Source organism: Sediminispirochaeta bajacaliforniensis DSM 16054, from assembly GCF_000378205.1.
Classification (GTDB): domain Bacteria; phylum Spirochaetota; class Spirochaetia; order DSM-16054; family Sediminispirochaetaceae; genus Sediminispirochaeta; species Sediminispirochaeta bajacaliforniensis.
This window is the reverse complement of record NZ_KB899408.1, coordinates 65,078-83,331: the sequence shown is the minus strand read 5'-3', so window position 1 is coordinate 83,331 and position 18,254 is coordinate 65,078. Positions and strand designations below refer to the sequence as shown.

Annotated in this window: 16 protein-coding genes; 7 read left to right on the top strand and 9 right to left on the bottom strand. The window is 48.0% G+C overall.

All coding sequences use genetic code 11. From position 1 onward, the window contains the following. The first annotated feature begins 140 nt into the window (after nucleotides 1–140). Complete coding sequence (locus F459_RS0103690) at nucleotides 141–821, top strand: AroM family protein (protein WP_020611386.1); 681 nt, start codon at nucleotides 141–143, stop codon at nucleotides 819–821. Nucleotides 822–830: 9 nt separating this feature from the next. After that, nucleotides 831–2,402 carry a PucR family transcriptional regulator gene (locus F459_RS0103685; protein ID WP_020611385.1) on the top strand — a complete coding sequence of 524 codons (1,572 nt, stop codon included), beginning with the start codon at nucleotides 831–833 and terminating at the stop codon, nucleotides 2,400–2,402. Nucleotides 2,403–2,413: 11 nt separating this feature from the next. On the opposite strand, the gene F459_RS0103680 is transcribed toward F459_RS0103685, so the two are convergent. The 9 genes from F459_RS0103680 to F459_RS0103640 are packed head-to-tail and all read right to left on the bottom strand — an operon-like array spanning nucleotide 2,414 to nucleotide 12,454. Then, nucleotides 2,414–3,577: an amidohydrolase family protein gene (locus tag F459_RS0103680; RefSeq protein ID WP_020611384.1), complete on the bottom strand. Its 1,164-nt coding sequence runs from the start codon at nucleotides 3,575–3,577 to the stop codon at nucleotides 2,414–2,416. Beyond that, nucleotides 3,568–4,737, bottom strand: coding sequence for an amidohydrolase (locus F459_RS0103675; protein WP_020611383.1), 1,170 nt, complete (start codon nucleotides 4,735–4,737; stop codon nucleotides 3,568–3,570). The genes F459_RS0103680 and F459_RS0103675 overlap by 10 nt, the downstream gene beginning before the upstream one ends. A 3-nt stretch (nucleotides 4,738–4,740) precedes the next feature. Continuing rightward, nucleotides 4,741–6,012, bottom strand: a complete 1,272-nt coding sequence (locus tag F459_RS0103670; protein WP_020611382.1) for an ArgE/DapE family deacylase — start codon at nucleotides 6,010–6,012, stop codon at nucleotides 4,741–4,743. Continuing rightward, complete coding sequence (locus tag F459_RS0103665; RefSeq protein WP_020611381.1) at nucleotides 6,003–6,992, bottom strand: ABC transporter ATP-binding protein; 990 nt, start codon at nucleotides 6,990–6,992, stop codon at nucleotides 6,003–6,005. Before F459_RS0103665 ends, F459_RS0103670 begins: the two co-directional genes overlap by 10 nt. Further along, on the bottom strand, nucleotides 6,989–8,017 hold the full coding sequence (locus tag F459_RS0103660) for an ABC transporter ATP-binding protein (RefSeq protein ID WP_020611380.1): 1,029 nt from the start codon (nucleotides 8,015–8,017) through the stop codon (nucleotides 6,989–6,991). The genes F459_RS0103665 and F459_RS0103660 overlap by 4 nt, the downstream gene beginning before the upstream one ends. Before the next feature lie 3 nt (nucleotides 8,018–8,020). Further along, nucleotides 8,021–8,875: an ABC transporter permease gene (locus tag F459_RS0103655; RefSeq protein ID WP_020611379.1), complete on the bottom strand. Its 855-nt coding sequence runs from the start codon at nucleotides 8,873–8,875 to the stop codon at nucleotides 8,021–8,023. Nucleotides 8,876–8,893: 18 nt separating this feature from the next. Continuing rightward, nucleotides 8,894–9,859 carry an ABC transporter permease gene (locus F459_RS0103650; protein WP_020611378.1) on the bottom strand — a complete coding sequence of 322 codons (966 nt, stop codon included), beginning with the start codon at nucleotides 9,857–9,859 and terminating at the stop codon, nucleotides 8,894–8,896. Between the two features lie 6 nt (nucleotides 9,860–9,865). Next, nucleotides 9,866–11,473 (bottom strand): ABC transporter substrate-binding protein, encoded by a 1,608-nt coding sequence (locus F459_RS0103645; RefSeq protein ID WP_020611377.1) that lies wholly within the window; start codon nucleotides 11,471–11,473, stop codon nucleotides 9,866–9,868. Nucleotides 11,474–11,512: 39 nt separating this feature from the next. Continuing rightward, on the bottom strand, nucleotides 11,513–12,454 hold the full coding sequence (locus F459_RS0103640; RefSeq protein ID WP_026294871.1) for a DUF1177 domain-containing protein: 942 nt from the start codon (nucleotides 12,452–12,454) through the stop codon (nucleotides 11,513–11,515). A gap of 260 nt (nucleotides 12,455–12,714) precedes the next feature. Here F459_RS0103640 and F459_RS0103635 point away from each other — a divergent pair, with 260 nt between their 5' ends. The 5 genes from F459_RS0103635 (at nucleotide 12,715) to F459_RS0103615 (ending at nucleotide 18,226) form a co-directional block, all read left to right on the top strand. Further along, on the top strand, nucleotides 12,715–13,935 hold the full coding sequence (locus tag F459_RS0103635) for a DUF3798 domain-containing protein (RefSeq protein WP_020611375.1): 1,221 nt from the start codon (nucleotides 12,715–12,717) through the stop codon (nucleotides 13,933–13,935). A gap of 85 nt (nucleotides 13,936–14,020) precedes the next feature. Then, a complete protein-coding gene (locus tag F459_RS0103630; RefSeq protein WP_020611374.1) occupies nucleotides 14,021–15,622 on the top strand; it encodes a sugar ABC transporter ATP-binding protein in 1,602 nt (533 codons plus the stop codon). A gap of 4 nt (nucleotides 15,623–15,626) precedes the next feature. Continuing rightward, on the top strand, nucleotides 15,627–16,676 hold the full coding sequence (locus F459_RS0103625; RefSeq protein ID WP_020611373.1) for an ABC transporter permease subunit: 1,050 nt from the start codon (nucleotides 15,627–15,629) through the stop codon (nucleotides 16,674–16,676). Further along, nucleotides 16,677–17,828, top strand: coding sequence for an ABC transporter permease (locus F459_RS0103620; protein WP_020611372.1), 1,152 nt, complete (start codon nucleotides 16,677–16,679; stop codon nucleotides 17,826–17,828). Continuing rightward, a complete protein-coding gene (locus F459_RS0103615; protein WP_020611371.1) occupies nucleotides 17,825–18,226 on the top strand; it encodes a DUF6672 family protein in 402 nt (133 codons plus the stop codon). The genes F459_RS0103620 and F459_RS0103615 overlap by 4 nt, the downstream gene beginning before the upstream one ends. Nucleotides 18,227–18,254: the final 28 nt, after the last annotated feature.

Below are 18,254 nucleotides of genomic sequence, written 5' to 3'. Positions count from 1 at the left end.
AAGAGTACCTAAAATTAGCTAGGCTGGCAAGCTTATAAACCAGTTTGCTGTTTCTTGCATATCCAGCAAGAAAAGGACATACTATGGTGGAGTTATGTAGCCATGATTAAGATTTTGATCAAGTCCCTTGAGGAAGAATAATGAAGGCAACACTTGGCATCATTACTATTGGACAAGCTCCACGTACCGATGTAAGCGGTGATATCAAAGAGATAACCGGTAATTCGATCACCATTCGGGAAATTGGTCTTTTGGACGAGTACTCCTATGACGAGGCTGAAAAGCGTTACGGCCCATCAAACCACGAGTCTATATTGGTTTCCCGAATGCGCGACGGTCGCGGAATAAAATTGAGCGATGAAAAAATCCAAATAAGGATGCAGGAAGTCGTTTCCCGTGAAGAAAAAAAACTCGATATCATCCTCATCTTGTGTACTGCCCCTTTCCCTCATATCGTTTCATCTGTCCCCGTACTTGTCCCCCAGCCCATTATACAAGGTCTTGTCGGTTCCTTGAGTGCAGGCTCTCCTGTTGGTGTTATTGTTCCCGAGGAGGAGCAAAAAAAAGAGGCCCTTTCACGATGGGCCCAAGCAGGTGTGAAAGCTGTTCCGATTGCCTTGTCACCCTATCAAAAAGAAAAAGGTCACTGGCAAACGGCCCTAACACCTTTAGCGAAAAAAAGTGATATTCATTATATTATCATGGATTGTATGGGGTATTCTAAAGCGATGCGGCAGATAGTGCAGGAGGTAACAAGGAAACATATTATTTTGCCACGGACAATGATCATGAGGATCATCGTTGATTTAATCTGCCCATAAAAGGAACAGATGGAACAGGCGAAAATACACTGGTTCGATCCGGCACGTGCATTCGACCCAGATACCATCATCCAAAAACATCTTCACATAGTATTCCTTCCCAAAGGTGGACACTGGGTACAAGAAGGCGATATTGTTTTTCTCCCCCCCCTCTTCCTCGCTGAGGATGATGTTATCCCCTCCCTGACTTCGCTGAGGGGAAAAAAGGTAATGGGGATTTGTATCCTTATACAACCGGGAAGTGAGATATCCAAAGATATAGTTCAATACATACATGATATTGCGATTCCCGGGGCATATGCCTCCATTGAGGATGTTCGAGGACTTTTTTCCCCTTCAGCACTCATGAAAGAGCTCAAGGAAAACCTCATAGAGTTGAGTCGAAATGAAAACTGCTCACTTATTAATATTCTCCGTATGATTGATTTTACGCTGGGGACGGAGAGTGAAATATTCTCTTTCTCTTTGGGAACACTGATCAGCCCAGGGTATCGAAGGGAACCATTACAGCATGAGCCTCCCTTTTCAGAATGGGCCTGGGAGATCCAAAATCTCCCCAGTCAGGAAACGGATTCTTACAGTCCGAGGAGCTTTAGCTTCGGAGGAAATCATTATTTCGGATATCCCCTCTTTGTACATTCCTTCTGCCAGGGCGTTATCTTTTTCCGAACCGAACTTCCTTCCATGTATCTGAATTCGGAAACATATATTGATATCATACCCTTTATTCTCATGAACCTCACCGTCGAAATCGACAAGAGGATAAATTCAAAACGGCGCAAGGAAGAGTTTCTCTGGCGAGTTTTGTTCGGCTATTATAATAATGACAGGACCCTGGTAGGAGAAGCCGACCTTTATGATATTCAATATACCCTCAATCGTTTTGTCTGGATCCTCCGCATTTTTCCCGACGGAATAGATGCAACAACAAACTATTCCGTTCCCCAGGTCTTTGTAAATCGTATTACCAATATCATCGCGGCCTTTTTTCCAAAAGATGTTTCCATTTATGATCACACACAAATTATCTGCATTCATGTCAAAGACAATGAAAAAGATGAATCGCTGACAACAAAGTATAATAAGCTTATCAGAAGAATAGAGGAACATCTTCAAGGTTTCTCCTGCATGATAGGCGTCAGCAGGGCATACGGGAACCTTTACGACCTAAAAAAGGCCTATAACGATGCCCTATTCAGTGTACGAATGGCGAGACTGATCTTTAAAGAAAACAAGAAATTTTGCAGTTATGATGATCTGTTGATCTACCACTTACTCTACGATCAGGTCGATAATCCAATCCTTCATCGCCTATTTGCAAATACGATAAAACTTATCGACATCCATGACAGAGACAAGGATGATCTCCTGAGAGAAACAATCAAGGCCTTAATTGAGCACAACTACAACATGAAACAGGCAGCAAACGCACTGAACATCCATCGAAACACTCTTTATCAACGCATAGAAAAGATTGAAGAAATTCTAGGATTCTCCCTCAGAAGCAGCAGGGGTAGGCTTGTTTTACAATTGGGAGAAACCCTAGATCTCATCATGAAGGGCTTTTTAAAGCAAGAATAATCATCATTCGCTCAATCCCTTTTTCGGTTCTCATAGATGACCCGACCATTAATGATGGTCAACAAAAGGGGCGTCAAACTCCTAAAGGGATCGCCATCAAAAACAAGGATATCGGCATCTTTACCCTTGCGCAAAGAACCAATGCGGTCGCTTAGTCCCAAGGCAGCGGCGGGATGTATAGTCATGGCCTTTAATGCCGCCGTTTCAGATACACCGTTACGAATGTGAAGGCAAGCAGACATGTGGTACAACTCTATCGAAACGTGAGGATGGTGGGTAGAAAAGCAGAAAGGGAGCCCCGCCTTTTCCAACATAACACCGATATCGTCACGACGATTGGAAAGTTCCTCCCGAGAGGTTTCTTCCAAAAGAGAACCAAGGACCACCGGAATCATACGCTCCTTTAATTCATCAATGAGCATATAGGATTCGGTACCCTCATCCAATATAACACGTATCCCCAATTCATCGGAAAGATCAATAAGCGCCTGGATGTCCTGAAATAAAGAAGCCGTCATTTTCAGAGGTTTATCCTTCGTCATAAGAGAACGAATTGGACCATCTTCTCCAACATCACTCGTCGCCGAAGTTCTTTGCCGTACAGAACCGGGCTCCCGGGTATTCTTCTGCAAAAGCACATCGCGAATTCCGCGCATAATTCCCATACGTGAAAGAGGAGAAACCCGTAAGGTGTCGTAATTGTTTTTAACACGATTTCCCAGGGTGCCATGCATGTCTATATATGATGATAGTATCCGATTACAAGTTACGCCTTCCCCTCCGGTCTTAACTGCACAGCTCTGTCCGCCGAGCGGGCTTTCATACTTTGAGTTTACGACCACGGTGGTCACCCCGTTCTCAGCGGCTTTTCTAAAATAGTCGTCCTGCCAGTACACACCGTCTATCATCCGAAAATTCGGTGTGAAGCGGTTGGTTTTATCCGTCTGGTTCGTTTCTTCTATTCGCTTTCCGGCCTCCACAATGCCAAGGCAGGTGCTGATATCTATGAATCCCGGAAGAAGAGCCTTTCCCTGGAGGTCAAGGACCTCCCCATAGGTACCATTATCAGGAATCTTTTGGGCGATTTCTTCTATCCTACCATCGCTTATCACCATATCGGCCTCGATAGGACAATCATTTTCAGCAGTGTAAATATTTCCGTTTTTTAACAGCATCGTATTCTCTCTTCCTCGGCATTATAAATGACAACGCCATCCATCATGGTCATGGTACAACAAGACCTGATCTCCAGGGGATTCCCTTGATAGAGAACGACATCGGCCCGCTTTCCAGGAGTCAGACTTCCGATTTCATGATCCAGCCCCAAGGCCCGTGCCGGATTAATGGTCAACAACTTTAACGCCTCCTGTTCAGGAAGTCCCGCTTTTACAAGCAGTCCGGCCTGAGCAGGAAGAAACATGGTCCCTGCAAAAGGATGATCGGAGATAAGAGAGACAGAGCATCCCCGCTCGACAAGGCTGACGGGATTATATTCAGATTTGTTCTTCAACTCATCCTTTGTTTTGAACATAAAAAGAGGTCCGACAAGAAGCGGGACATTCCGGGCTGCCAATTCATCGGCAATCAGGTAGCCTTCGGTACAATGATCGAGGGTATACCGGATGGGAAACTTCTCCACGATTCGTATGGCTGTCAGAATGTCGTCTGCCCTGTGGGCATGTATCTTTAAAGGGACAAGCTTCTGAAAAAGCGGAAGAAATATATCCCAATAGGCATCATTTTGGTCCGCCTCGGATATTTTGCTATATTCCCAGGCACAAGCCAAGGTTTCTTCCAGAAGAGCGGCATTGGCCATTCTACTTGCAGGACTTTTTCCAACAGGGCCGTAAACGGATATAGGGTTCTCTCCAAGGGCCGCCTTCAAAGCACTGTAGGGCTGCCATGTCATATCCCTGACCGTCTTTCCGCAGAGCCGAAGGGTGGCCGCCTGCCCCCCGATCAGGTTACCGCTTCCGGGAGTGAGCATCATGGTGGTAAAACCGGCCTGCAGAGCCTTTTGAAAATCGGGATCTCTGGGATTAATCCCGTCGATGGCACGTACCCCAGGTGTCATGGGATTGGAACACTCATTGCAATCATTTCCAAGGGGACGAGAGACCCACATGCCCATATGACTATGGGCATCAATCAGTCCGGGAAGGACAAACCGGTCCCTGGCGTCTACAATCCTGACCGCTTTTCCGTCAAGGGAGGATGGCCCCTCTCCCTCAGGCAAAAGCGAAGCAATACGCCCTTCCCGTATTACCAGGTCTTGCTTAGCATAGCTCCCATGCTCGGCGTCAAAAACAAGCCCGCCCTCGATTACCGTATCCATTTTCTATTCCTCACAGCCAATCAAATCAAGGATCACTCCTGCATAAACCTTAGCCGAATTCACCACATCCTCAATATCTACATCTTCATTATAAGAATGGATTCCAACGGTATTTGCAGGACCATACTGGACAGTCGGGATACCGGCCTCTCGGTAATAGCGGGCATCGCTGGATGCCCACTGGTAGGCAGGAGTAATGGAACTTTCCCACACAGCGTTGGCGTTATCAACTACCTTTTGAATAAGTGGTTCGTTAACATCTGTGTAATTTGCTTCAGAATTCCAATTGATATCATATCCGATCTCAGGAATTCCGATCTCCTCTACAATGGAATAGAATGTGTGCAGAACTTCCTGCACGGGAAGGCCGATGGGGACTCGAACATCTATCTCGGCCTCGCAATAATCGGCAACCATATTTGTTTTTGTCCCACCCTTAATGGTACCAAGGTTAACGGTAACGTGGTCGATAATATTTTCAACACCAGGGCTTCCTCCCTGGGCCGTAAAAGCAATCCGCTTTGAATCGGCGAGGACCGGTAGCTGTTCCTCAGTGTATCGTCCTGTCATCTCTTCAAGGACACCGAGTCTTGTAACAAGGTCGGCCATTCTGCGTATCGCATTATCACCCTTGTATTTCCCCAGACTTCCATGGGCAGATTTGCCTTTTATCTTGATACGTATTTGCAGAGACCCCTTCTGTCCCACCTCGCAATTGTCGGAAGAGGTCGGCTCTGCCACGACACAGGCAAAGGTATCTTGAGTAAAGCCCTGATCCACAAGCCATTTTGTACCCAATCGTCCGCCAGATTCCTCATCGGGAACAATATGGAGAGTTAATGTCCCCTTCAGCTTGGTATTCTTTTCCGCCAGAAGTCTCATGATAAACAGGGCCCCACCAAGACCGCATTTCATGTCCGAGGCACCTCGTCCACGTATCCTTTTCTCCGTCACCTCGCCACTATAGGGATCGAAATCCCACTGGCTTCGATCACCGGCCGGGACGACATCGCAATGGCCATTAAATACAAGCTCATTTCCTGCCGTATCTCCGATATGGGCAATCACAATGGGATGACCTTCATCGGGGCCAACAATCTGAAACGATATTCCACTTTTCTCGAGATAGGCCGTTATATACGATACAATAGCGGCTACATTTCCCGGTGGATTCTCGCTGGGGATCTGAAGCAGGTCAGAACAAAGGCCGATAAGCTCCTCTTTCCTTTCCTGCACAAGCATCCATACAGCTTTCTTTTGATCTTCTATGCCCATAATACTTTTCCCTCCTCTGGAAAATGACAGGCCACTCGATGCTCCTCATCAATGGCAAGCAATTCAGGCTTTTTCTCGCGACAAATATCCCTACTGAGCGGGCAACGCGTCGACAGTGGGCAGCCAGCGGGAAGGTTTAAGGGACTGGGAAGCTCTCCAGAAAGGGCAGCCTCTTTTTTCTTTTCAAAAGGACTTTCCGGAGGAATCGAGGCGAAAAGGGCCTTGGTATAGGGATGGCAAGGCTCCTGATAGATGGCCCTCGCGGTCCCCTCTTCCACGATATATCCTAAATACATAATGAGGAGCCTATCGCTTAGGTACTTCACGACACTAAGATCGTGAGATATAAACAAATAGGTAAAATGATACTTTTGCTGAATATTTTTTAATAAATTCAGGACTTGGGCCTGAACAGAAACATCAAGGGCCGATACAGGTTCGTCACAGACAATAAATTCAGGCTCAAGAGCAAGGGCCCTGGCCACATTAATCCTCTGCCGCTGGCCCCCGGAGAATTCGTGGGGATAACGGAAAGCATGCTCTTTTTTAAGGCCGACATCTTCCAGGAGCCCAAAAACCCGTTCTTTCCTAGCCGCTTTATTATACATCCGGTGAATGATCATCGGTTCTTCTATCAACTGAAAGGCCGTTTTTCTGGGATCAAGGGAAGAATAGGGGTCTTGGAAAATAATCTGCATCTTCTTTCGGAAGGGCTTCATCTCGGCCGTTGTCTTGGCCGTAATATTCTCATCACGAAACGACACGGTCCCGGAAGCCGGTTTGACGATATGTAAAATAGTCTTCCCAAGGGTGGATTTTCCGCAACCGGATTCTCCGATCACCCCTAAGGTTTCCCCCTTAAAAATCTGGAAAGTAACATCGTTAACAGCCTTCAGCACCTTTTTCTTTTCAAAAAGATTTTTACTTGTTAACGTATATGCGGTAGTTAGATGCTCGATATGTAACAGTGCATCTCTCAATTCGAGCCTCCTTCTCTTTTCAGCATCACCTCTTGAGATTCCTGTAAATGACAAGCCACAAAATGTCCTTTCGAAAGCTCTTTCAGACGTGGACTTTTCTCAAGACAGATTTTTTTTCTGTACGGGCATCGATCATAGAAGCAGCAGGAATCACCTGTACTTTCTTCTTCAGAGGGAATGGCTTCTATGACTGCCAGCGGCTTACTTGTATCCTGATTTAGCCGCGGGACCGAATCCAATAGCCCCCAGGTATATGGATGAAGGGGAGTCTCATAGAGGGAAGCAACGGAGGCATGCTCCACGGTCTTGCCGGCGTACATCACCATAACGGTATCGCACATCTCCCATATCACACAGATGTTATGGGTGATGAGAATCATCGGAGTTCCCAGCCGCTTTTGAAGTTCCTTCAATAGATTAAGAACCTGTGCCTGGACCGTCACATCCAAAGCGGTAGTGGGCTCATCGGCGATGATAAGCTTTGATTCACATACAATCGCCATAGCAATGATAACCCTTTGTCGCATTCCTCCCGAAAATTCATGGGCATACGAATAAAAACGCTTTTCGACATCGGGGATACCCACCAGCCGGAGAGCATGCAATGCACGCTCCTTGGCTTGTGCAGGAGTGAGATTCATATGCGATCGAATCACCTCGATCATCTGCTTACCGATCGGAAAAACAGGATCGATGGAGGTCATAGGATCTTGAAAAATCATGGAAATATCTTTTCCTCTGATTTTTTCCATCTCTTTTTGTTTAAGTTCAAGTAGATTCTTTTCTTCGAACATGATCCGTCCGCCCACAACTTTTGCAGAAGGCTTTGGGATCAAGTTCATGATGGAGAGAGCCGTCATACTCTTTCCGGAACCGGACTCTCCTACAATGCCGAGAGTTTCACCCTTTCGCAAAGAAAAACTCACGCCATCTACCGCTTTTACAACGCCGGCCATCATAAAAAAGTAGGTACGGAGCTCCTCTACGGATAAAACGACCGACGGATCTTTCTCGTTTGTCTCCATACCCTACCTCTTCATTCTCGGATCGAGCACATCACGAATTCCATCCCCTAAAAGGTTGAATCCAAGCACACTCAGCAGGATAAAAAGCCCGGAAATCGTGGCAATATGGGGGGCCGTATTAAGATAATCTTTCCCCGCTCTCAATATATTTCCCCAGGAGGCCTGCGGAGGCTGGATACCAAGCCCAAGAAAACTTAAAGCCGCTTCGGAAATAATGGCACTGGCAATATTTAAGGTGATGAAAACAATAACGGGAGAAAGAATATTGGGAAGGATATGGTGAAACAATAATCGCCATTCCGATCCGCCGAGGGCTTCAATCGCTTTACAGTATTCCTCGTTTTTAACCACATGGACCTGTCCTCTGACAAGCCTTGCACAACCCGGGATATTGGCAATTCCGATGGCCAGTATCACATTGCGCAGTCCGCTTCCCAAGACCGTCATAAGTACAATCGCAAGAAGGACAAAGGGGAAGGCAAACATACCGTCGATAAAACGCATAATCACAGAATCGACTACCCCTCCCTTAAAACCGGATATGAGCCCCAGAATAATGCCAAGCCCCCCTCCCACTATGGTCCCGCCAAACGCAACGGCGATGGAAACTCTGGCTCCGTAAATCATACGACTGAGAAGGTCACGTCCAAACTCATCGGTACCAAGAAGATGGCCAGCCGTTCCCGGCTTGGAAAACATATAGGAAAGGTCCATCGCATCGGGGTCATAAGGGCTGATACATGGAGCAAACAGGGCCATTGCAACTACCATCAAAACTATGACAAGTCCGATCAGGGCCGTTTTGTTTCTAGAAAGCATCTTCCATACACTGTTTGCATTGCCTTCTTTCCTTTTCATACTCTTTTTCATAGCAGGTCAGCCTTGTTTCGCATAAGAGATCTTTGGATTTACGATGATGTACACAATATCAACGAACAGGTTGATCATTACATAAATGAAAGCAACAAAGAGAACGGTGCCCTGGATAAGGAGATAATCCCGATTTTCTATTGCGTCATAGATCAACCTTCCCATACCCGGCCAGCTGAAAATCGTTTCAGTCAAGATTGCACCAGCCAGCAAGTAGGAAACCTGGAGTCCAATGACGGTGATGATTGGTGGTAAGGCATTCTTGAGGCCATGCTTCCAGATAACCAAATATTCACGGATACCCCTCGCCCTGAGAGCCTTGATATACTCTTGGTTCACCACCTCCAGCATGCTCGCACGAGTAATCCTTGCAAAGGTTGCCATGGGAATCGTCGCAATGCACAACCCAGGAAGAAGCAGATGCCGAAAAACATCACCGAGGCCTTTTGCGAGGCTTCCCATCCCCAAAGAAGGTAGCCATCCGAGGTTGACGCTGAATACAAGAACAAGCATCAAACCAAGCCAAAATATCGGCATCGATACCCCCACAAGGGCGAGAACCATCGATACATAATCAAAAATCGAATACTGTCGCGTAGCAGAAACTACTCCCACAGGGATACCGATAAGCAATGCCAATACCAGGGCAAAAAGACTCAGCAATACGGTATTGGGAAATCGCTTCCAAATAAGTGTGGTAACAGGCTCATTATATGCATACGAGGTCCCAAAATCACCTTGTACAACATCCTTCAAATAGATTGCATACTGAACAAAAATATTCTGATCCAAACCAAGTTCTTCTCTAAGATTTTGTACAGCTTCCGCGGAGGCCTGCGGTCCCAACATGGTAACCGCAGGATCTCCGGGAATCATCCTTGTAATAACAAAGATAATGGTAGCAACAATAAGAAGGATCGGAATGAGCTGCCACAAACGCCGAACGAAAGTTTTTAAAACTATTCCGATCATGATGTACTAATCTTCCAGATAGACGTTCACCTCAGGTGAAACAAGATCAATTGAATTGTCAGCCGTTACAACAAAGCCCTTAACCGACGGATTGAAACCATAGATAACCTTCTCGTTGGAGTAATCTATCCGTGGATATTCGGAGACGATCAGTTTCAGGGCCTTCTGATACAGAACCTTTCGTGATTCAAGATCCGGCACCGTGAGGGCCTTATCGAGGAGCATATCGACCTCGGGGTTGTTGAATCCCTGTCCATTCCCTAACGCTCCGATTTCCGAACTGTGGAACATCTTGTTAAGGAAGAAAAAGGGATCAGGATACCAGGTCCATGACATGGCGTACATCCCGGCCTTTCCACTGGATGCAACTTCACTAAACGTTCCCCATTCAGCAGTCTTTATCTCCAAATCAACGTTCAGGTTCTTTTTTAGATAGGCCTGAAGAATGGTACACATCTTCACCCTGGCAGGCTTGTTGGCAACATAAACATCGATATGAAAACCATCGGGATAACCGGCATCTTTCAATAAGCTCTTTGCCCCTTCGGGGTCATAGGAAGGAATCAATTTTTCCAGAGAAGCATCGTATCCCCAGGATCCAGGAGGCAGCGGCAGATAGGCACGCTGAGCCTCATTGTAGGGGTATACCCCCTTAATCAATGCATTAATATCGATGGCCTTTATGATGGCCTCCCTGACCCTCTTATCGGCGGTAGGTCCATGCATCAGATTCATGTAAACATATGCAACGTGGAGTCCCGGAACAGCATCAAGCACCAAATTGGGGTCATCGGAAACGACCTTCACATTCTCACCGCCGAGATCGGTCGCAACATCGATTTCACCGCTCCGTAAGGCGTTGGTCATCTGAGCGGCATCGGTAATGAATTTGAAAATAGCACCGTCGAGGTTCGGTTTAGGCCCCCAATAATGATCGAATCTGTTGAGAATTGCTTCCTGATCAGGCTTAAACTCAGAAAGGGAAAATGCCCCTGTACCTACAAGATGAGCACCAAAGCTTTCTCCCCAGCCCTTGGCATCTTCAGGAGAAACGATAACGTTTCCCGCATCCGTCAGTACGGTCAGAAAAGCGGCATTAGGGTGGTCGAGGTGGCATTTGATCTCATAATCGTTTACGATTTCGACAGATTTGAGCATCCCCAGGCGGTTCATCGCCGATTTCTCGGCCGATCGTTCCAAAGAAAACTTCACATCGGCAGCGGTCATCTTTTTCCCATCCTGATAGGTACCAGGCTGGAAATAGACATCGTCTCTAAGTTTGAAGGTATACACGGTACCGTCATCGCTCACCGACCACTCGGTGGCCAGCGAAGGTACGATTGCAGACAAGTCTTTATTGTACCGTACAACGGTATCGGCAACATTACGAATGATGTTGCCCTCATACACTCCTGTATACTTTATTGGATCAAGATTCTTGGGAGAAGCAGAAAGGGCAATAGTTAAGACATTCCCTCTATCTCCTCTGGAAATCGATGAACCTTTGGGGGGTTGTGTTTCGGTATTCGCATGTTCCCCGTTGCCCTGTGCCAGAAGCAGGTGCACACCCATAAGCATAAGAATACACAAAGCCAGCCAAAACCTTTTCTTCATTTGTTCTTCCTCCTTTTATTTGCAAGCCTTTACGGACTTTCAATCATGACTATCACCACTTGTTTGAAACCTGCTCAGGCTGCCATACCTTTCATGCAAGCTCAGAAAATTTTCCTCTGAATAAAAGTGACATATTCCCTTACCGATATCTTTTGCCACCTCAACAGAAAAACGGGCCGCTTGTTCGACGCTGGAAACATGCGATGCTCCGGTTGCACAGCCGGCAATCGCTGTTTGTGAGGTTATAGCCAACCCTACAACAGGTGCTTTCGTAACAGTAGACGGCTGCAAGATACTGTTTATGTGGGAAAGATTATTCGCATACGGAGTAATATCCTGAATAGAGAGCGGCAGTATCACCGGAAGATGGCCTGTAACACGTTTGTAGACCTGAAGGAGATCGTTACTGACCGGCAAGATGTAGCCCTCCTTTACCGTGGGAGATAGTGCAATGCCGGTATGGTTTACAATCTCATTGCCCTTGGTAGTGTCGACAGAAATGATCATATCCATCTGTTCATTCACTTCGGCATCGTTCATCTGATCCATATTGATGGGAGAATCCATAAAGGGAACGGGAAAATGTTCAAGCGTTGGCGCATTGGGACAGATATGAGTGGAGATCATAACATCTCCGGCAAGGCCATCACCATTTCTTTTCATCTCAACCAATTTGAGAGCACAAGCCAAAACAGCCAAAGCTCCGTCGCCATCGGACACAAAGCCGGTCATATCCGGGCGAGCGCCAAGCCCTCCCAAGCGGCCTATTATACCCAATGTGGGGATATTTCCCCCTCGGCTCTTTCCCCTATGGCCTTGTATTGTAATTAAAATACAGTCAGTATGTCCCTTTTCGCCCTGGACCCGGCGCACATTAACATCTTGGGCTCCGTGATCTAAAAAAAGAGCCTTAACCCTTTCACCAGAAGCACTTGGAGCATCGAGAATATCGAAGAGCTCCGTGATTTGTCGAATCAACATTCCTGCCAACCTTGCAAATAAAATTGTATATTGATTCATTTTATCTGCATAAAAATGATTTCTCAATGTACAAGTGCATACAATTTGGGACGAAGTAAGGACAAACTGCACATAGCCACGGTGCTCATAATATTCTCCTTTTTCTTGACGGACACTACTCCCGTGGTAAAATGAACCTTAAGTCTGCGTATTACTTCGTTTTACGAAGGTGCGTCGGTTCGACGCAGATATCAAAGAATAGAAAAAGGAGAGAGGAGAGGATGAAGAAAAGTCTTATTATCCTTGCCTGCTTACTTCTGGCGACCGGTATGCTATTTGCCGGCGGGAACCAGGAGCAGGCTGCCGCAACAGGCAGCGAAGGCGCCGCATTTCATATCGGCGTTGTAACGGGAACGGTTTCCCAGTCAGAGGACGACCTGCGCGGGGCCGAACGGCTCATCGAGGAGTACGGTGCCGTCGCCGACGGCGGAATGATTCAGCACATCACCTACCCCGACAATTTCATGCAGGAAATGGAAACCACCATCACCCAGATCGTGGGATTGGCGGATGATCCGCTCATGAAAGCAATCGTGGTTAACCAGGCCATCCCTGGAACCACCGAGGCTTTCCGCCGGGTAAAGGAAAAGCGATCCGATATCCTTTTGATCGCAGGTGAAGCCCACGAAGACCCTCTTGTTATCGAGAGTGCTGCAGACCTTGCGGTAAACAACGACTTTGTCGCCCGTGGATACCTCATTATCCACACGGCCAAGGAGATGGGTGCGAAAACCTTCGTCCACATTTCCTTTCCCCGCCACATGAGCTATGAGACCCTGGCACGTCGCCGGGCCATCATGGAAGTGGCCTGTAACGATCTCGGTCTGAAATTCGTCTTTGAGACCGCTCCCGATCCGACCAGCGACGTCGGTGTTGCGGGTGCGCAGCAGTTCATTCTTGAAAAAGTTCCGGCCTGGGTTGATAAATACGGAAAGGACACCGCCTTTTTCTGTACAAACGATGCCCATACCGAACCTTTGCTTAAGCAGCTGATCGAGTACGGCGGGTACTTCGTCGAGGCAGACCTCCCGAGTCCCCTGATGGGTTATCCCGGAGCCCTCGGAATCGACCTTTCCGCCGAACAGGGTGATTTCCCCGCCATTCTCAAAAAGGTTGAACAGACCATCGTCGAGAAGGGAGGAGCCGGCCGCTTCGGAACGTGGGCTTACTCCTACGGCTATACGACGACCGCAGGCCTCGGCGAACTGGCAAAGCGCGTCATCGAAGGCGATGCCAAGCTCACGAGTCTCCCCGATCTGATGAGTGCTTATAATAAGTATACACCCGACGCACAGTGGAACGGTTCCTTTTACACCGACGCAAACACCGGGGTTCGGGCCAAAAACCATGTTCTCATCTACCAGGACACCTACGTCATGGGAAGGGGTTACATGCATACGACCGATATCAAGGTTCCGGAAAAATACTTTACAGTAAAGTAAGTTCTCTTTCTTGCATGTGGAACAATGCAATGCGATATCTCGTCGGCTTCGGCGGGATATCGCTTCTTCCTATAGGAGCAATCCAATGAACACTACGCCGCTTCTTGAGCTGCGCTCGATAACGAAAGATTTTTTCGGTAACCAAGTGCTCACCGATGTCAGCTTCAATCTTGAAAGGGGAGAAATCCTCGGGCTGGTTGGAGAAAACGGGGCAGGAAAAACCACGTTGATGAAGATTATCTTCGGAATGGGTGTCATCCGTGAAACCGGTGGCTACGGTGGGAAAATACTTCTTGAAGGTGAAGAGGTTTCCTTCCAGAGCCCTTTTGACGCCCTCAAGGCGGGAATTGGTATGGTACACCAGGAGTTCAGCCTCATTCCCGGCTTCAGCGCAACGGAAAACATTCTGCTTAATCGAGAATCAACCCGATACAATTTTCTTGTTGAAATCTTTAACGACAGGATGAGGACTCTGGACAGAGAGGATATGCAAAAACGGGCACTGGAAGCTATCAGGCTTCTGGGAATCGACCTCGACGAAGATATGCCTGTGAGCGAAATGCCTGTCGGACACAAACAATTTACCGAAATCGCCAGAGAACTCGCACGTAAGCAGATTAAACTTCTGGTACTTGACGAGCCTACGGCTGTCCTCACCGAATCGGAGGCCGAAATTCTGATCTCGGCGGTACGCAACCTTGCAAAACGAGGAATTTCAGTCATCTTCATCAGCCACAGGCTGGATGAAATCATCGCCCTTTGTGATAAAGTCGTGATCCTGCGGGACGGAGAAATCGTAGAAGAGAAACATGTAACAGAAACAAGTGTCGAACAGATTGCCGAGGCAATGGTAGGCAGAAGTCTCGAAGGTTATGCACCGGTGTCGCGCGAGTCGGAACTCAAGGAAGAAGCGGTCCTGGAGGTGAAGCACCTCTGGGTCGACATGCCGGGAGAAACGGTCCGGGATGTGAGCTTTTCGGTACGAAGCGGTGAAATATTCGGAATAGGAGGCCTGGCAGGTCAGGGAAAACTCGGCATCCCGAACGGGATCATGGGCCTCTACAAAGCCGGCGGTATCGTTACATTCGAAGGGAAGCCGGTAGTTCTCAACGATCCCAACGCGGCTTTGATGGCGGGGATGAGCTTCGTCAGTGAAGACAGACGAGGAGTCGGCTTACTGCTCGAAGAGCCGCTGGACTGGAATATTGCCTTTACGGCAATGCAGACCCAGGATCGCTTCATCAAACCGATCCTGGGGGGGCTCATAAAATGGCGTGACGACAAGGCAATCGAAGATCTTGCCCAGGAATACATAGAGTCACTCCAGATTCGCTGTACAGGCCCATGGCAACATGCGGTGGAATTATCCGGTGGGAATCAACAAAAAGTCTGCCTTGCAAAGGCCTTTGCAGTGAAACCGAAGCTGCTTTTTGTATCAGAACCCACCAGAGGCATCGATGTCGGAGCGAAAAAATTGGTTCTCGACACCATTCGCCGCTACAACAGGGAAAACGGAATAACCGTTGTCATGGTATCTTCGGAGCTCGAAGAGCTTCGGAGCCTCTGCGACCGTATTGCCATTGTCGATGAAGGACGGATCGGAGGAATCAAGCCGGCTACCGAGAAATCGACAGAGTTCGGGCTGATGATGATCGGCCGCAGTCGACGCGCACAAGCCGAGGTATAGCACTATGGAATCGATACGAACATTTATAGAGCGGGTCGGATGGCCACGCATCATTATTGCAATCTTTTTGTTTACCCTTTTTATTGCCGCTCCCTTTGTAGAGGTCAAGGTATCGACCTCTATCAGCGACACGCTGATCCGTTTCGGCATGAACGGGGTTATGGTTCTCGCCATGGTTCCCATGGTACAGTCGGGCTGCGGCCTCAACTTCGGCCTTCCTTTAGGAATTATCAGCGGCCTACTCGGTGCGGTCCTCACCATCGAGCTCGGGATAACCGGGTTTCCCGCTTTTCTGACGGCTATAGCCATTACAACCCCCTTTGCCCTGCTGTTCGGTTTTGGTTATGGCAAACTCCTCAACCGCGTTAAGGGGAACGAAATGGTTATCGCCACCTACGTCGGCTTTTCCTCGGTCGCATTTATGTGCATGATGTGGCTTCTTTTGCCGCTCAAAAGTCCCACCATGGTGTGGGGCTACGGAGGAGAAGGTCTTCGTACCACCATCAGCACCGAGGGATTCTACCTTCACGTTCTCAATAACTTCCTTGCCGTTCATATCGGACAGGACTTTTCTTTTCCCACAGGCATGATCCTCTTTCTTGCCGTAATATGTCTTCTTGTCTGGGCCTTTTTTCATACAAAAACCGGTACCGCGATGACAGCCGTCGGTTCCAATCCCGATTATGCACGGGCAGCCGGCATCAGCGTGGATAAAATGCGGACCATAAGCGTCATGATGTCCACCTGGCTCGGAGGCGTCGGCATCCTGGTTTACCAGCAAAGCTTCGGATTCATTCAGCTCTACATGGGCCCCTTCTATATGGCATTTCCGGCTGTGGCCGCCATCCTCATCGGCGGAGCCAGCGTCCATAAGGCATCCATCTACAATGTCCTGATCGGAACCTTTCTCTTTCAGGGGATACTTACCATGACGCCGTCGGTCATGAACAGCATCATCAACACCGATATGTCGGAAGTAATCAGGATCATCGTATCAAACGGCATGATCCTCTACGCTCTCACCAGAGTCACTCGAAGCGGAAGCAGGGGGTAGATGATGAAAGAAAGAAAAACGACAAGCGCTCCCAAAGGATCTCTCCTCAAACAGGCGAAGCTTCTCATTTCCGAATATCCGGTTCCCACACTCTTTATTATCATCAGTATACTGGCCATTCCGGCTTCAGGATTCTCCGCAGGATATCTTATCCAGGAACTGATAACCAGACTGGTTCGTAACAGCTTCCTTGTTTTGAGCCTGATCATTCCCATTATGGCCGGTATGGGGCTCAATTTCGGGATGACCCTCGGGGCCATGGCAGGCCAGATCGCCCTGATCTTCGTCACAGATTGGAACATCATCGGCCTAAACGGACTTTTCCTGGCTATGATTCTCTCGATCCCCATGTCCCTTATCTTCGGTTATGCCACGGGACAAATCCTGAACAAGGCAAAAGGTCGGGAGATGGTCACCAGTTTCATTCTTGCTTTCTTTGCAAACGGCATTTATCAGCTGATCGTCCTCTACGGCATGGGAAGTGTCATTAAGATCGGAAGTAATGCCTTAGTGCTCAGCAGGGGCTACGGTATCAGAAATGCCGTAAACCTGATCAATGTGCGGCAGGTAATGGATAATCTCATTCCCCTTAAGATATTTGGCATTAATGTTCCGCTTGCAACCTTCATGTTTATAACCCTGCTTTGTCTTTTCATCCTCTGGTTCAAGAAGACAAAACTTGGCCAGGACATGAGGGCCATCGGTCAGGATATGGCCGTGGCCGATGCCGCGGGAATCGCCGTGGAAAAGACGAGAATCACCGCTATTATCATCTCAACCGTATTGGCGGGGATCGGGCAGGTCATTTATCTGCAAAACATCGGAACCATGAATACCTATAACAGCCATGAGCAGATCGGCATGTTTTCCATCGCAGCCATTCTTATCGGCGGGGCAACGGTGAGCAAAGCGAAAATCGGAAACGTCTTTCTCGGCGTTATTCTTTTCCACCTGATGTTCATCGTCAGTCCCATGGCAGGTAAGAACCTCATCGGTTCCGCAATGCTCGGTGAGTATTTCAGGGTATTTATCTCTTACGGTGTCATCTCCATAGCCCTGGTACTGCACGCATGGAAACGGCTGAAAGAGCAGGAACGGGCAAGGGCAGGCCTGCAAGGAGGCGACAGCCCTACAGAGGAGGCAGAAGCGTGATAAAACGAAAACTTCTCGTCCGCTCGGCGGGGCTCATCATAGTCGTACTTATTGCCGTATTGCTGTATACAAACGGCAAAGGCTACACCCTCCTGCTCGATAATAAAGATATGGAGATCGACGGTATCAGCTATCAGGCACTGGAGATGGTAACGGTCCGGATAGACCATCACGAGCCTGTCGAGCTTTATCCCCGGGATCGTGATATGGTCCTTGTTCCGGGGAAAGGTCATAAGGCAACGGTTACCATCTACGATAAGCAGTACAATGAGATAGCCGCTAAAAAGCTCAGTTTTCATATCAAGGAAAAAGGAGAGATGTTTTTGCTCTCCTTCCCGGCTCTGGCCCAGGACGCCGAAGGGTGGATTATCCCCTTTACACCGCCCTCGCTACAATAATCAGATTGCATTGAACAGATAGGAGGTA

Excerpts from the sequence above, each read along its gene's own strand:
- F459_RS0103685 (WP_020611385.1), top strand. The coding sequence starts at position 831 with ATGGAACAGGCGAAAATACACTGGTTCGATCCGGCACGTGCATTCGAC.
- F459_RS0103645 (WP_020611377.1), bottom strand. The coding sequence starts at position 11,473 with ATGAAGAAAAGGTTTTGGCTGGCTTTGTGTATTCTTATGCTTATGGGT.
- F459_RS0103620 (WP_020611372.1), top strand. The coding sequence starts at position 16,677 with ATGATGAAAGAAAGAAAAACGACAAGCGCTCCCAAAGGATCTCTCCTC.
- F459_RS0103630 (WP_020611374.1), top strand. The coding sequence starts at position 14,021 with ATGAACACTACGCCGCTTCTTGAGCTGCGCTCGATAACGAAAGATTTT.
- F459_RS0103655 (WP_020611379.1), bottom strand. The coding sequence starts at position 8,875 with ATGAAAAGGAAAGAAGGCAATGCAAACAGTGTATGGAAGATGCTTTCT.
- F459_RS0103670 (WP_020611382.1), bottom strand. The coding sequence starts at position 6,012 with ATGGGCATAGAAGATCAAAAGAAAGCTGTATGGATGCTTGTGCAGGAA.
- F459_RS0103625 (WP_020611373.1), top strand. The coding sequence starts at position 15,627 with ATGGAATCGATACGAACATTTATAGAGCGGGTCGGATGGCCACGCATC.
- F459_RS0103680 (WP_020611384.1), bottom strand. The coding sequence starts at position 3,577 with ATGCTGTTAAAAAACGGAAATATTTACACTGCTGAAAATGATTGTCCT.
- F459_RS0103640 (WP_026294871.1), bottom strand. The coding sequence starts at position 12,454 with ATGTTGATTCGACAAATCACGGAGCTCTTCGATATTCTCGATGCTCCA.
- F459_RS0103690 (WP_020611386.1), top strand. The coding sequence starts at position 141 with ATGAAGGCAACACTTGGCATCATTACTATTGGACAAGCTCCACGTACC.
- F459_RS0103635 (WP_020611375.1), top strand. The coding sequence starts at position 12,715 with ATGAAGAAAAGTCTTATTATCCTTGCCTGCTTACTTCTGGCGACCGGT.
- F459_RS0103675 (WP_020611383.1), bottom strand. The coding sequence starts at position 4,737 with ATGGATACGGTAATCGAGGGCGGGCTTGTTTTTGACGCCGAGCATGGG.
- F459_RS0103650 (WP_020611378.1), bottom strand. The coding sequence starts at position 9,859 with ATGATCGGAATAGTTTTAAAAACTTTCGTTCGGCGTTTGTGGCAGCTC.
- F459_RS0103660 (WP_020611380.1), bottom strand. The coding sequence starts at position 8,017 with ATGGAGACAAACGAGAAAGATCCGTCGGTCGTTTTATCCGTAGAGGAG.